Origin of the sequence: Pseudoalteromonas sp. S3776 (genome assembly GCF_005886915.1) — a bacterium.
Classification (GTDB): domain Bacteria; phylum Pseudomonadota; class Gammaproteobacteria; order Enterobacterales; family Alteromonadaceae; genus Pseudoalteromonas.
Genome location: NZ_PNCU01000006.1, coordinates 60,947 through 74,879, shown reverse-complemented (window position 1 = coordinate 74,879; position 13,933 = coordinate 60,947). Strand labels below are relative to the sequence as shown.

The 13,933-nt window shown below is 41.7% G+C and carries 10 protein-coding genes; 5 read left to right on the top strand and 5 right to left on the bottom strand.

Annotated features, from left to right (window positions below; translation table 11 throughout):
- Positions 1-180: 180 nt before the first annotated feature.
- Positions 181-480, bottom strand: coding sequence for an AzlD domain-containing protein (locus tag CWC16_RS03820; protein WP_055015848.1), 300 nt, complete (start codon positions 478-480; stop codon positions 181-183).
- Positions 477-1,181: an AzlC family ABC transporter permease gene (locus CWC16_RS03815; protein ID WP_138540567.1), complete on the bottom strand. Its 705-nt coding sequence runs from the start codon at positions 1,179-1,181 to the stop codon at positions 477-479. Before CWC16_RS03815 ends, CWC16_RS03820 begins: the two co-directional genes overlap by 4 nt.
- 149 nt (positions 1,182-1,330) lie before the next feature.
- Between CWC16_RS03815 and CWC16_RS03810 the strand changes: the two genes are divergently transcribed.
- On the top strand, positions 1,331-1,993 hold the full coding sequence (locus tag CWC16_RS03810) for a cytochrome b/b6 domain-containing protein (protein WP_138540566.1): 663 nt from the start codon (positions 1,331-1,333) through the stop codon (positions 1,991-1,993).
- A 63-nt stretch (positions 1,994-2,056) separates the two neighbouring features.
- Here the strand turns inward: CWC16_RS03810 and CWC16_RS03805 are convergent, their stop codons facing one another.
- On the bottom strand, positions 2,057-2,509 hold the full coding sequence (locus tag CWC16_RS03805; RefSeq protein WP_055015851.1) for a c-type cytochrome: 453 nt from the start codon (positions 2,507-2,509) through the stop codon (positions 2,057-2,059).
- Between the two features lie 214 nt (positions 2,510-2,723).
- On the opposite strand from CWC16_RS03805, the gene CWC16_RS03800 reads away from it, so the two are divergent.
- Positions 2,724-5,057 (top strand): S8 family serine peptidase, encoded by a 2,334-nt coding sequence (locus tag CWC16_RS03800; RefSeq protein WP_138540565.1) that lies wholly within the window; start codon positions 2,724-2,726, stop codon positions 5,055-5,057.
- A gap of 11 nt (positions 5,058-5,068) precedes the next feature.
- Complete coding sequence (locus CWC16_RS03795) at positions 5,069-5,602, top strand: serine protease external chaperone (protein WP_138540564.1); 534 nt, start codon at positions 5,069-5,071, stop codon at positions 5,600-5,602.
- A 51-nt stretch (positions 5,603-5,653) separates the two neighbouring features.
- Here CWC16_RS03795 and CWC16_RS03790 read toward each other — a convergent pair whose 3' ends face one another.
- Positions 5,654-6,118: a DUF2721 domain-containing protein gene (locus CWC16_RS03790; RefSeq protein WP_055015854.1), complete on the bottom strand. Its 465-nt coding sequence runs from the start codon at positions 6,116-6,118 to the stop codon at positions 5,654-5,656.
- A gap of 238 nt (positions 6,119-6,356) precedes the next feature.
- Here CWC16_RS03790 and CWC16_RS03785 point away from each other — a divergent pair, with 238 nt between their 5' ends.
- The gene (locus tag CWC16_RS03785; protein WP_138540563.1) at positions 6,357-10,064 is read left to right on the top strand and encodes a S8 family serine peptidase; all 3,708 of its coding nucleotides are present in this window, start codon (positions 6,357-6,359) and stop codon (positions 10,062-10,064) included.
- Between the two features lie 133 nt (positions 10,065-10,197).
- Positions 10,198-12,384: a S9 family peptidase gene (locus CWC16_RS03780; RefSeq protein ID WP_138540562.1), complete on the top strand. Its 2,187-nt coding sequence runs from the start codon at positions 10,198-10,200 to the stop codon at positions 12,382-12,384.
- Between the two features lie 58 nt (positions 12,385-12,442).
- Here CWC16_RS03780 and CWC16_RS03775 read toward each other — a convergent pair whose 3' ends face one another.
- Complete coding sequence (locus CWC16_RS03775) at positions 12,443-13,930, bottom strand: sensor histidine kinase (RefSeq protein WP_138540561.1); 1,488 nt, start codon at positions 13,928-13,930, stop codon at positions 12,443-12,445.
- Positions 13,931-13,933 lie beyond the last annotated feature (3 nt).

The following is a 13,933-nucleotide window of genomic DNA, read 5'->3' as shown; positions in this document are numbered from 1 at the left end:
TACACCCATGTAGGCAACAAAGAGTTTATCGCCCCTAGGCAGAACCCAAAGGGCAGCGCATGTTTGGCATTTATGCTACGTTATCGCCTATTTATGGGGAATAACCACACTTCATAGGCTCTGCCTTGCCTAAGAACCAAACATACTGCTGCAAATTCAAACGCCAAAGGTCAACACGCCCTAATTTAAAATTAAAAATAACCCCATACTGGCAAGCGTTGTGTAATAAATATTATGTGTTTTATAGGCAACAATAATGGCAACGATAGCTGCGCTTAAATATGGGTTGTGCCAGTTTAGGTTGATCCCCTCTTCATTTATAAAAATAATGGGTACCCAAATAGCGGTTAGTACAGCGGGTGCGCTAAAGCTTAAAAACTGCTGCATTTTAGGGCCCACTTTAAAACCAAGGCGTTGATGTAAAAATAAGTAACGAGTAAAAAAGGTAATACACGCCATTAATAATATAGTGAGCATCATAATGGGCTGTCCTTTTTTTGTGTAAGCCTTGCAGTAAAGTAGCCTGCACTCATTGCAAGTAGAGCAGCACAAACTAACCACAATTCAAATCCCGTGCTTTTTAAAAGTGTGGCGCTAATACCCGCAACAATCACTGTAACCAGCGAGGCTAAATTTTTTATGCCCGGTACCACAAGTGCAATAAATGTAGCTGCAATAGCAAAGTCGAGCCCTAAATTTGTTAAATCAGGGAGCACACTTCCTGCAACTATGCCTATGAGTGTCCAAAGGTTCCATGCAATATAAAAACTAAAACCCGCACTTAAAGCGTATATTAGGCGCGCTTTTGTTTTATAGGCTTTGCGGTGATGCGAAAAGGCAAACAGCTCGTCGGTTAGTACAAAACTGATTGGTAAGCGCCACCGTAATGGTTGTGAAATAACTTTATGGCGTACGGCTAAACCGTATAAAAAATGCCGAGAGCTAATAATAAATGTGGTAAATAGAATAGTCAGTAAAGGGGTGTTACCGGCCATTAGTTCAATGGTAACTAATTGTGCAGAACCCGCGAATACAAGTAGTGACATTGTTTGTGTTTCTAAGGGGCTAAAGCCATTTTGAATCGCTAAAGAGCCACATAATATCCCCCAAGGAACAACCGCTAAGCAAAGCGGGAGCATGTCAAAAAAACCTTTTAATACTGCGCGTTTAGTTATATTCATTAATACAAGTAGGTAATATATGTGTGCGTTTAGTGTGCCATAAATAGGGCTTTATGTAATATCATTAATGCAGCACTAGTAAAACTTTGGAATAATAGTTTTAGTATCAAAATAATGTGCCAAAGACTGGCAACAAGTTGAGGATTTATATGCAAAGTATAAAAGTATGGGATGGCTTTATAAGAAGCTTTCATTGGTTATTAGTGATTAATATTGCTGTGCTTTACTTTAGCATTGACGAGGGCATGATTGAGCTACATTTTGTGGCTGGCTTTTTTGCAATCGCATTAATAGTGACTCGTTTAGTGTGGGGGCTGGTGGGCAGTAAAACGGCAAAATTAAGCGCGTTACTGCACTCGCCAATAGCAGTACTTAAAGAGTTTAAAAATCCTAGTAAAAGGGTGGGTCATTCGGCGCCAGGTAGCTACATGGTTTTGTTGTTTTTTGTGCTTATTATAGTGCAGTTAGTAACTGGGCTAATGAGCAGTGATGGCATTTTGACTGATGGACCTTTGGTGGAGTACGTGTCGAGCTCAACAGTTGATTTTGCAAATTGGCTGCACCGCCTTAATTTCGATATTTTATTTTATGCTATATGCCTGCATGTTACTGCCATAGTTGTGTATAAAATAAAAGGAAAGGCACTTGTCAAAGCAATGATCACCGGTAAACAGGCTAACAGCGAGCAAGCCACTCAAGCTAATATAGATAACACCCAGGCACCTTGGTTAGCGTGGGCTATTTTTGTAGGGTTGCTAGTGCTACTAGCTGTTACATGGGGCAAAGAACCACTTAATTACTTGCTAAGTTAATAGCTAACAAAAAACAAAACGGCGCATAAAGCGCCGTTTTAGTGTGCGTTGTTTTAATTGTAATTAGTCTTTAAATTGCTTGTGGCAATCTTTACAGCCTTTGGCCCAAGCGCCAAATGCTTTACCAATTACCGCCTTATCGCCAGATTGAGCTGCTAAAGCTAGCTTATCTGCATTGGCCGCGAAGGCATTGGCTTTTTTAACAAAGGTTGCATTGTCTGACCATACATCAGCTAAGGCTGCTGTATCACCTTTATCTGTGCCTTCGTAAAACGCTTCCCATGGCATTTTAGAAAGGGCGGCTGCGTTATTGGCGCGCATTTTAAATTGTTCTGCATCAAAAGGAATTTTACCTTTTAGCATTGCGCCCATATCGCTAATTTGCACTGAAATCATAGAAAATGCAGCTTGACGGTATTCAATAGCATCACTTGGTTCTTTAAATGCAGTATTTGCAGATACGCTAAGTGTACATGTTGCTAAAGCAACCCCTGCTAAAAATTGTTTAAATTTCATATTTTGCCCCTGTAAGAAATTATATCTACTAATTAGACATCTTGAATCGATTACTTATTTTATTCAAGTGAAACTTTAATGCCTCATAGCTTGTTTTCTGAATATATCATTACACCTTGTCATTTTATTGTTAACGACTGTAAACAGTGCGTTGTTATTAAGTGCCCTGTTGTGTACCTTGAGTCATCATAAAAATAAATAACGAAGGAAGTTTATGAAGCATAATATCTTTAAAATGTCGGCGCTTTCTGCCGCAGTAGTTATGACGCTAGCAGGGTGTGGTGGCAGCGACAATGACAATAATAGCCAAGTTGCTGTAGTAACTGATGTTGCACCAAAAGCAAGCGATGTAGCCGTTGCCGGTTTAAAGCAATGGGTACCTGTAACAGCTGAGTTTAATGCAAGTGATAACGATGGCGATACACTAAGTTATACATTTACTGAAAATGGTGAAGCGGTTGAAGCACAAGATGGCGTATATACTTTTAGCCACGGCTTACTCACTGTTGAAGGCGATACCTTCACCTATGTGTCTGTTACCGGTGAAGATGCCGTAATTGATTACACCGCTAATGCAAATGGTAAAACAGCGTCTGCACAGCTAAATATTACAGAAATAGCATCAGATCCATTAGCTAATCAGCAGTGGCACCTGCGTAACACAGGTCAAAAATCATATGCTTTAAGCGATGATATGAAGCAAGGTTTAGTAGATTTTTACGTTAATCAGGATGGCGATACTGAGGAAGAAGCGCAAGAAAGGGTTAATGCTAGTTTTGCAGAGTCAGAAGCAGAAGAGTTGGTTGCTGGCGAAGATATGAACGTAGCAGCAGCTTATGCTCAAGGTGTTACAGGTGCTGGCGTAACAGCGGTTGTTGTTGACTCTGGTATGGAAATTCGTCACGAAGATTTAGTTGATAACGTTTTACCTAATCGCTCTCTAAACTTAGATGCAGAGGCGCTTGACCGTACCGACCCTACAAGTTTGTCAAACAGTGGTGACCACGGTACTAGTGTTGCAGGCTTAATTGCAGCAAAAGGCTGGAATGGTAAAGGCGGGCGCGGTGTTGCACCAGATGCTGGTCTCATTGGCATGAACTACCTAGGTGGCGATAAAATTGAGCAAACCGAATTACTCGCTCATGGTTTCCCTGGTAGCGGCATTAGCACATCAGAAAACATTTCTGCTTTTAACCGCAGCTACGGTATTACCTTCCCAACGTTTATTGGTTACTCAGAGCTAGATGAAGCTATCGAGTCTTACCCTAACCTTAGCCTTCGTGATGGTAAAGGTGCGCTAAACATGAAATCAAGCGGTAACTCGTTTGTCGATGGTAGCGGTGAAGGCTCGTTATGTGCTGATAACGGCGCAAATGAGTTAGGCCTTACTTGTTATAACGGCGCGTTTGAGCCAAGCCAAGGTCACCCATATTACTTAAGCGTTGCAGCTGTAAACGCTGATGGTACACATACAAGCTACTCAAGCGGTGGTGCTAACCTAATGGTTTCAGCCCCTGCAGGTGAGTACGGGCGGTGGGCGCCTGCTATGGTAACAACTGACCAAATGACCTGTATTAACGGGTACTCAGGCTTTAATGGTAGCTCGATTACGGCATGGGCTGCAGCATATGGCGAAGACTTTGCGGCATCGCAATACTCATTCAACTATCCAGGCCATGAAGATAACGCTAGCTGTAACTATACCTCAACGTTTAATGGTACTTCTTCAGCAGCACCTAATGCGTCAGGTGTAGTATCACTGATCTTATCAGCTAATCCAGAGCTAACATGGCGCGACGTTCGTCATATCTTAGCTACTACCAGCACAGTCAACGATGCAGAAGATGAAGTTGTAACCCTTAGCGTTGGTGAAGGTGAATTTGTAGCGCATGACGGCTGGGTTGAAAATGCAGCAGGTTATAACTTTAATAACTTATATGGTTTTGGACGTGTAGATGCTGGTGCTGCCGTTGAGATGGCAAAAGAGTACGACGTAGCATTAGGCGAGCAAGTTATCACACAATGGAATGGTGTTGGTTCTGTTGTTGAAGAAGATGCCCTTACGCTAGAAATTCCAGACAACAGTGCTGCAGGTGTTACACAGCAAATCATTGTTGAAGAAGAGTTAAACATTGAAGCAATGCAGTTTAAGTTTGACGTAAGCAATGCTGAAATGGGCTTTGGGCTAGCTGATGGAACTCAAACCTCTGCTGGTACCGATTTAGCTATTGAAGTAACGTCTCCATCAGGCACCCGCAGTGTATTACTTGCGTCTAAACAAGCTCTATTCTACCCGGCTTATAGCTTTACTAACGGTTGGAGCACAGGCTATGTTTTAAAGGATGCGGTACTTATGTCTAATGCTTTTTATGGCGAGACAACAAAAGGTACGTGGACTATTCGCGTTCTTGATGCCGCAGCGGATAGCTTTGCTTTCACTGATGGTATTAAAAATGGTCTTGAAGTTACTGGTATTTCAAATAACCGTGCTGCAAGCGTTTTAGAAGGTGTTTCGTTAAGAGCATTTGGTCACGCAGGTCAAGAGTAAGGAATATAGATATGAAAATGAATAAATTAGTTATTTTAGGTGCTGCTGCGTGTATTTCTCTAAGTGCAACAGCGAGTTCAGTAGCAGATAAAGAACTGCAACTTTCAAAAAAGCCGGTAAATAGTGTGAAATACAGCAAAACCGACTTTGGCTCTTACGTTGTAGAAAAAAACTTACGTTTAGTACCAGCAAGTGTTGCTGCTGATGAGTATGTTGTTTCTACTAAAGGTGAGATGGCGGTTGTTGAATCCTCTGAGGCTTCATCGTTAGTAACAAAAGGGACGCTGGTACGTAATGTACTAACAAATAACTTAACGTCGCTTTCTGGCAATATCACTATTTTGCTTAAAGATGACATGAACGCAACAGAGGTAGCTCAGCTATCTGGCTTGAAGGTAGTGTCTGTTTTCCCAGGCACTAAAATAGCGGTATTAGCTGTTAATGATGGTCAAGATATTTTAGCTGCTGCAGAACAGTTAAAGTCATCTGACTATACTAAAGAAGCACGAATTGAAGTGTTAGAGACTATTTATACTGCACAATAAAATTAAAATGTTGTGATAAAAGCCCGAGCAAAGCCTCGGGCTTTTTTATTGCTAATCATTAATATCAGCAAAAATCATCCCTCGGCGCATACTACGTGTGGCCAAAAATACTTCACCAAGTAACGACATAAAACCACATATTAATAAGGCCATTGCAGCAACAAAGCAGCTTGCAATGGTTACCCCTAAATTAATAGATTGAATATGCGATAAAAACAACTGCATTACCACGGCACATACTAGCAAAGCACTTAAAACGCTCATACTAAAAGCAATGTGAATACATCGCGAGCGCTTTAACAGGGCGCGTAGCTCTGTGGCCAAGGTTTTATTAAAGTCTTCATCGGTGCTTACTTTAAGTTTTCGCTCAAGTTGCCTCGCACGATCAGTAATGCGCGCTAAACGATTAGATAAAACTCCGAGTGTGGCTGCAATTCCCGTAATTAAAAAGACAGGGGCGACGGCAGTCTGAATTACTTTAGCCATGGTTAAAATATTTATAACATCGTTACTCATTCATTTTCCATAGAGAAGTTAGGGTTTGTTTACAGTGATTTACAAATGCCGGTTAGCTAAAAACTTGTTTTTTATTATTCACTTATGATTTTTGTGAAGGGCTTTTTTTGCACCTTTGTAATCTAGTTGTAATTGAGTTGTTGCTAGCTTAGGGGCTGAAGTTCTATATTAAAATCACAATTCTAATAATATCGAATTGAGTAAATACAATAATATAAAACACACTCCAGGGGAAATAATGTCTAATATAACACTGAAAAGAACCGCTATTTCATCAGCTATAGGTTTAGCTATGATGTCATACGGCGTAGCGGCTACACCTGATTTATCTAAAGGATACGTCCCAGAAACATCAAGTGTAAAAACATACTCTCAAGATAAAACCATCTCTACTAAAGCACGCTATATTATCCAGCTTGAAGATGAGCCGCTAGCAACCTACAAAGGCGGTATCGCAGGGCTTGAAGCAACCTCTGCCGCCGTTACTGGTGATAGTAAAATTAAACTTAGTTCAGCACCCGCTTTAAAATACAGCAGTTACTTAAAAGCCAAGCAAAAAAGTGTAGCACAAGTAGCTGCGTCTGTTAGTGGGGGCGCTGTATCACACTCATTCAGCACCCTTTTTAATGGCATCGTAGTAGAGGGTGAGCAAGGACAGCGTGAAAAACTCGCTAAACTTGCGGGTGTTAAAAAAGTATTTTTAGATACTGAGTACCACACATTAATGGATGCTTCTATTGATGTAATTAGAGGCGTGGAGGCTTGGCAGGCGCTTGGTGGCCAATCTGAAGCGGGTAAAGGCGTTAAAGTTGCGATCATTGACTCGGGTATTCGCCCAGAAAACCCAATGTTTTCAGATGTGGGTTTCGCAGCTGCAGAGTTTAGTGAAGAAGAGGCTGCTTACATCGCAGAAAACCCTGATTACTGTCGTATAGAGGGCGGTGAAGCAAATTTTTGTAATAATAAACTAATTGTGGCGCGTGCATTTGGCCCAACACCAAGTGATGTTCACCCTGATGAATATATTGGCTCTCCACTAGGATACGACGGTCACGGAACGCATGTTGCGGGTACCGCTGTAGGTAACCCAATTGAAATTACTTACCAAGACAATAACGTGTCAATCTCAGGTGTAGCACCAGCAGCACAATTAATGGCTTACAAAGCGCTTTGGCACACAGCCGATGGGCGAGGCAGCGGTACAACTGTAGCGCTCATGGCTGCATTAGAAGCAGCCATTAAAGATGGCGCAGACGTAATTAACAACTCGTGGGGCGGTGGTCCAGGTGGCAACCCTTCTGGTAGTGCGTACAGTGATTTATTCACCGCTGCAGAAGAAGCCGGTGTAGTGGTTGTAACCGCAGCAGGTAACGATGGTAACGGCGCACAAACTATTGGTTGTCCTAGCTGTATAGAATCGGGTCTCACAGTGGCCAATACGCAAACAGGGCGTTTTTTCTCTCAGCAAGTTGAAGTGGCAGGCGAAACTTATTTAAGTATTGAAGGAAGCAACGGTTTATTAACAGACCCAATCTCGCTCCCTATAATTTCTGCGCAGGTTGTAGCGCCTGATAACTTTGAAGGGTGTGAAGAGTTCGCTGAGGATATCTCATTTGCGGATTCTGTTGCACTTATCTCTCGTGGTAGCTGTGCATTTTCAGCTAAAGCTGAAAATGCGGCAAAAGCAGGTGCAACAGCGGTAATTATCCACAACAATGTTGCAGGCGGTGCAATGGGCATGTCTATGGATGATGCTACAATTCCAGCCTCAGCAATCAGCCAAGAAGATGGTTTAAGCTTAGTTGAGCTTTTAACAGCAGCTGAAGAGCCAGTTATTGCATCACTCGATCCTAGTGTTAAAAGAACAATTCAAGAGAAATTTACTGATGCAGTCAATTCTTCAAGTTCGCGTGGCCCTAATGGTGAGCCTAGCTTCTTAAAACCTGATATTGCAGCACCAGGTACTGATATTTTATCTGCGTATTCGCCAGATGAAGGAAATGGCATTACCTTTAACGCTATTTCAGGTACAAGTATGGCGAGCCCACATGTTGCAGGTGCAGCAGCGCTGATGAAGCAAGCTCACCCAGAATGGAATGCGGTACAGATTAAAACCGCACTTATGAGTTCATCTAAAATGGATGGTCTACATAAAGAAGACTTAGTGACAAAAGCTGATGCCTTTGATGTAGGTGCTGGTCGATTAGATGTACCTAATGCGCTAGAGGCAGCGCTTACGTTTGAACATGGCTCTTACGCCGATCCGAGCTGTTTAAGCGTTTGTAGTTTCTCAAATACCGTGCAAAACATGACAGATACAGCTGGCGAGTGGACGGCAAAAGTAGTAACAGATATGCAAGGCGCAGAAATCTCTGTGTCTCCTAATACAGTTACACTGGGTGCACATGGTTCTACTTCTACTGATTCAGAGGGTGCTGAAACAAGCACAGACATGGCTGAGTTTAACCTAGATATTGATTCAACGTTTAATGATGTTAAAGGTTGGAACTTTGGTCACGTTGTATGGACTCATACTGAAACAGGCCAAGTCGCGCATTTACCATTTGCTATTTATGATAACGAAGCAACCAATAGCAGTGTGTTTAGCGCAACAGTCGATGCCGACTCTTTAAACTCTTCTACTCCAGCAAAAATAGGGGTGCAATTCAACAATACTCTATTTACTGAAGAGCTATCTGTAAATGTAAAACTTGATGAGAATGCGGAGCTTTTAAAAGGTGCAGCGCCTGTTGTTGAAGTGACTAATGGTGCAGGTGAAGTAACATTAAGTGAAGACAACAAAGAGCTTACCTGGACGGGTACATTAGGGCCAAAAGAGTTTGCTATTAACAGCAGTGATTTCTTAGGTACCTTCTCATTGGCTGATGATGACTTTGAGCCTCAAGCGTGTCCTGACGGGTGTGATGAAATAACCATTACGGTTGAAGCTGACTTTATTTTTGATGGGAAAGAGTACTCAGCATTTACCATCTCAGATAATGGCTTTATTGCTGTTGGTGCAGATGTAAACACCACTAACTCTTGGAGCCCTCAAGCAATGCCTAATGCACGTACACCTAACGGTGTTATAGCGCCGCTTTGGGCTGACTTTGATTTAGCGGGTGGTACGTCTGGTGGCGGTGAGATCTATGTTGCTAAATTTGATAGCGGTTATGTTGTTGTAGAATGGCATGATGTTGAGCTTTGGGGTAGCGCTTCAGGTGATAAGTACACGTTCCAAGTGATCTTAAAAGAAGGCACTGATGAAATACGTATGAATTACATTGATGTACCCACATTGCCTGCTCCTTACTCTGCGGGTGTAGAGTCTGCCGATGGTAACGTAGGAGCTATGCTAGACACCGTTCCAACGGGTAATGGTATTGGTAGTGGCTACTTAGTCGATCAAATTAAAGGCGGTGTGGTTGATATTCAATACCAAGCTTTTGCAAAAGATCGCAGCCATTACACAGCAGCAGATTCTGTAGAAGTTGATGAAGAGCAAACAGTGACTATTGATGTATTAGCTAATGATATGGCTGAGTCGCGTTTTGTATTTGACGCAGTAGCTTCTTCAGAAACAGAAAATGCAGAATTCTCTGCCCATAAAGGCGTAAGAATTAAAGGCAGCCTAGTCGCATCAACTGTTGAGGTGGCTTCTGCACCTGCAAATGGTTCAACTACAGTGAATGAAGATGGCACAATTGATTATACGCCAAATGCGCAGTTCTCTGGTGAAGATAGCTTTACATACACAGTGCGTGAAGCATCAGGCACGACTGCTGAAGAAACCATGGTATCAATTGTTGTTAACGATACCATTGCAGACCCTCAGCCTGTGACCCCAACTCCAGAGCCTGAAAGCAATGGTTCATCGGGCTCACTCGCTTGGTTAACGTTACTTGCTGCGCCGTTTGCATTTATGCGCCGTCGTAAACAAAAGTAATTTTATAACTACTGAGTTATTTTAAAGGGAGCCTCGGCTCCCTTTTTACATAGCTTCACAAACTAAATTACATCACGCTTTATTATTAGGTATATTTAATATCATCAATAATAAAAAACATAGAGATTTAATAATGATTCGTTCTTCATTTACGCTAGCGGCGTTATCACTCGCGGTGCTAGCAGGGTGTGATAATGCGCCAAAAAGTACACCTTCAGAGACAGCAACAACGATGCAAACTCAACAAACAGAAAAACCAGTGAGCGCCGTGGCGCCGATTGCTAAAAAAGTACCGCATGAAATGACGATTCATGGCGATACGCGTATTGATGATTACTACTGGCTACGTGATGACGAGCGTAAAGCGCCAGAGGTTATAAGTTACTTAAATGCAGAAAACGCCTATACCGATGCAATGCTTGCGCATACTAAAACGCTGCAAGATTCGTTATTTGAAGAGCTAAAAGGGCGTATTAAAAAAGACGATGACTCGGTGCCAGTAAAAAGAGGTGATTATTTTTATTCATCGCAAACCCGTGGCGAAAACGAATACCCTACTTATGTTCGCAGTAGCGACTTTAAAGGCAGTGATCAGCAAGTTATTTTAGATGTAAATGCGTTGGCCAAAGATCACGACTACTTTGCTGTCAGTGGCTTATCTGTAAGCACTAACGGAAATTTAATGGCGTACGGGGAAGATACTGTTAGCCGTAGAATTTACACCATAAAGGTAAAAGATCTAACCACAGGACAGTTGCTCGAAGACACGCTTGAGGGAACAAATGGCGGCGTTATTTGGGCAAACGATAATAAAACCTTTTATTACATTAAAAAAGATGCACAAACCTTACTTGGCTATCAAGTTTACCGCCATACATTAGGCACACCACAAAGTGATGATGAACTAATTTACGAAGAAACTGATACAAGCTATTACACAGGTATTAGTAAGAGCAAAGATGGCTCAGAAATATATATTTGGCACAGCAGCACCAATGCCTCTGGTATGTCGGTACTCAGTGCAGATGATATTAAAGCAAAACCTAAGCGCTTAATTGAGCGTGAGGACGACCTTGAATACAGTATTTCAAAGCTTGGCAATACGTACTACATCGTTACTAACTTAAATGCGGTTAACTTTCAGCTTATGAAAGTGGATGTAGATAAAGCGCATGATAAAGCAAATTGGCAAACGGTGATTGCCCCGCGCGATGATATTAAGCTTGAAGGCGTTGATTTATTTAAAGACTACCTTGTGTACCAAGAACGAGAGCAGGGTCAGTCGCGCCTTATTGTACGCCATTTAACTACTGGAGAAGAGCATACGCTAAGCTTTAACGACAGTGCGTATACCATTGCAAGCTATGGCAATAACGATATAAACAGCGACAAATTACGTGTTTACTATACGAGTATGACTACACCAGGTACCTCGTACGATATTGACCTTAAGTCGGGTGATAAAACGCAACTTAAACAGCAAACTGTGTTAGGTGATTTTAACGCAGATAACTATGCCTCTGAGCGTATTTTTGTAAAGGCTCGCGACGGTATTAAAGTGCCGGTAAGCTTAGTGTACCGTAAAGATGCATTTAAAAAGGATGGCACAAATCCATTACTTCAATACGGCTATGGCTCGTACGGCGCAACAATGGACCCTACTTTTTCAAGCTCCCGCTTAAGCTTATTAGACCGTGGGTTTGTGTTTGCTATAGCGCATGTGCGTGGCTCGCAAATGTTAGGTCGCCCATGGTATGAAGATGGCAAATTATTAACTAAAAAGAACACGTTTAACGACTTTGTTGATGTAACTAAGTCACTAGTGTCACAAGGTTATGGTGCAAAAGACGAAATATTTGCTTACGGAGGGAGTGCTGGTGGTTTATTAATGGGCGCGGTGGTTAACCAAGCACCTGAGTTGTATAAAGGGGTGGTTGCAGCAGTGCCTTTTGTTGATGTGGTTACCACCATGCTTGATGAAAGCATACCGCTTACAACCAATGAGTATGGCGAGTGGGGTAACCCAAATGAAAAAGAGTACTATGACTATATGCTGTCGTACTCACCGTATGACCAAGTGGCTAAACAAGCGTACCCAAATATGCTAGTGACTACGGGCTTACATGACTCGCAAGTTCAATACTTTGAACCAGCTAAGTGGGTTGCAAAGCTACGTGACTATAAGACAGATGATAATAAACTGCTATTTAAAATAGATATGGAAGCCGGCCACGGCGGTGCGTCTGGTCGCTTTAAGCGCCTAGAAGATACAGCGCTTAATTACGCCTTTATGCTGGATTTAGCTGGTATTAAAAACTAAGTCAGCATGCCCTAATGGGAATAAGAATTAAGTACTGTTTTAAAGGTATAGCCTATGGCTATACCTTTATTTTTTGTGGCAAGTTAAAGCTAAACATGGTGCCTTTACCTAATTCGCTCTGCACGTTTATTTCGCTATCCATCAAGGCAAGTAAACCTTTACAAATAGCCAGCCCTAAACCACCTTGTTGGCGGCCTTCGTTATTAGAATTAGATGCTTGGTAGTGTGGATTAAAAATAGCATCTAGCTCATCATGTTTTATACCTACACCTGTATCAGAAACCTGCACAAATAACTGTGCATTATCTATATGCTTAACGTGGACAGCTATATTACCGCCGTTAGGTGTATGCCTAATGGCGTTATCAATTAAATTACTCAGCACACGCTCAAGCTTTGCAATATCCGCTACAACAGGAAAATCGCAAATAGCAGGCTCCACGCTTAACTTAATGCCTTTGCTGTCAGCAGCCAGACTAAATTTGGCAATACAATCGTAAATTAACTCCCCTAAATTAAAGGTTTCTTTGTGTATGCTTATTTCGCCGTTTTCTAAGTGAGCGAGTTCAAAAATTTGCTCAATAAGTTGTTTAAGTTGTGCGCAATTGTTGAGCGAAACGTGTAAGTACTCTTGTTGCTCATCAGCGCTTAGTTGCGAACCTGATTGATTAAGTACCTCTAAAAAGCCTTGTAAAGAAGCAAGCGGTGTACGTAGGTCGTGAGATAAATGAGTCAGTAGTTCTTTGCGTTGTTTATCGCTTTGCTCAAGTGCTTTAAATTGCTCATTAATACGGGTCACCATGGCTTGTATGCTTCGCCCTAGGCTATGCACCTCGTTACTTTTTTGGGTCGAAAAGTTACTCAGTTTTGTGTCTGTTAAGCTGTAATTGGCCGCTTCTATATTACTCACATCTTGAGCTAAACGTTGAATTGGGTTGGTAAAAAAGCGCAGTAAAATAAGCATTGCAATCAGTAAAAATGCCAAGGCCGATGTTAGCCATAATGCTGCAAGCCATAGTCGGTCGTTACTTTTTATATTATTAAGTGAAGTGTCGTAAGCTTCTCCACCAATTATGACATACAGGTATCCTTGCAATGTGTCGTTATTAAACACAGGAGCGACAGAAAATATTTTTTGTTGAGTTTGGTCGCGCGGGTTATCTCCATATATAGGGGCTGCATCAGGGTTATTAATTAATGTTTTAAGGGGCGCTAAATTAATGTGTGTACGTTTTACCTTGCCGGGCTCAGCTGAATAAGTAAGGATTTTGCCGTTTTCATCAACAAAATAAAACTCAAATGCGGGACCTAATAACATTAAAGTATGAAACAGGTTTTCAAGGGCTTGGTAATCGTAAACACCTTCTTTAATAAGTGGGTTATCTTGAACTAAGTGTTCGGCCAGTGCTAGATGTAGGTTTTGCTCGCCATGGTGTTTGGAATTCAGTTCTAGCTGTTTACTCCAGCTATAAACAAGTGCACAAATAAAACAAAAAATAATTACCAAAGAGATAGCTAGTTTTTGATATAAAGACAAATTGAACATAAA

Bases quoted from the DNA above. Each gene is read 5' to 3' on its own strand.
- CWC16_RS03820 (WP_055015848.1), bottom strand. From the start codon at position 480: ATGATGCTCACTATATTATTAATGGCGTGTATTACCTTTTTTACTCGT.
- CWC16_RS03815 (WP_138540567.1), bottom strand. From the start codon at position 1,181: ATGAATATAACTAAACGCGCAGTATTAAAAGGTTTTTTTGACATGCTC.
- CWC16_RS03810 (WP_138540566.1), top strand. From the start codon at position 1,331: ATGCAAAGTATAAAAGTATGGGATGGCTTTATAAGAAGCTTTCATTGG.
- CWC16_RS03805 (WP_055015851.1), bottom strand. From the start codon at position 2,509: ATGAAATTTAAACAATTTTTAGCAGGGGTTGCTTTAGCAACATGTACA.
- CWC16_RS03800 (WP_138540565.1), top strand. From the start codon at position 2,724: ATGAAGCATAATATCTTTAAAATGTCGGCGCTTTCTGCCGCAGTAGTT.
- CWC16_RS03795 (WP_138540564.1), top strand. From the start codon at position 5,069: ATGAAAATGAATAAATTAGTTATTTTAGGTGCTGCTGCGTGTATTTCT.
- CWC16_RS03790 (WP_055015854.1), bottom strand. From the start codon at position 6,118: ATGAGTAACGATGTTATAAATATTTTAACCATGGCTAAAGTAATTCAG.
- CWC16_RS03785 (WP_138540563.1), top strand. From the start codon at position 6,357: ATGTCTAATATAACACTGAAAAGAACCGCTATTTCATCAGCTATAGGT.
- CWC16_RS03780 (WP_138540562.1), top strand. From the start codon at position 10,198: ATGATTCGTTCTTCATTTACGCTAGCGGCGTTATCACTCGCGGTGCTA.
- CWC16_RS03775 (WP_138540561.1), bottom strand. From the start codon at position 13,930: ATGTTCAATTTGTCTTTATATCAAAAACTAGCTATCTCTTTGGTAATT.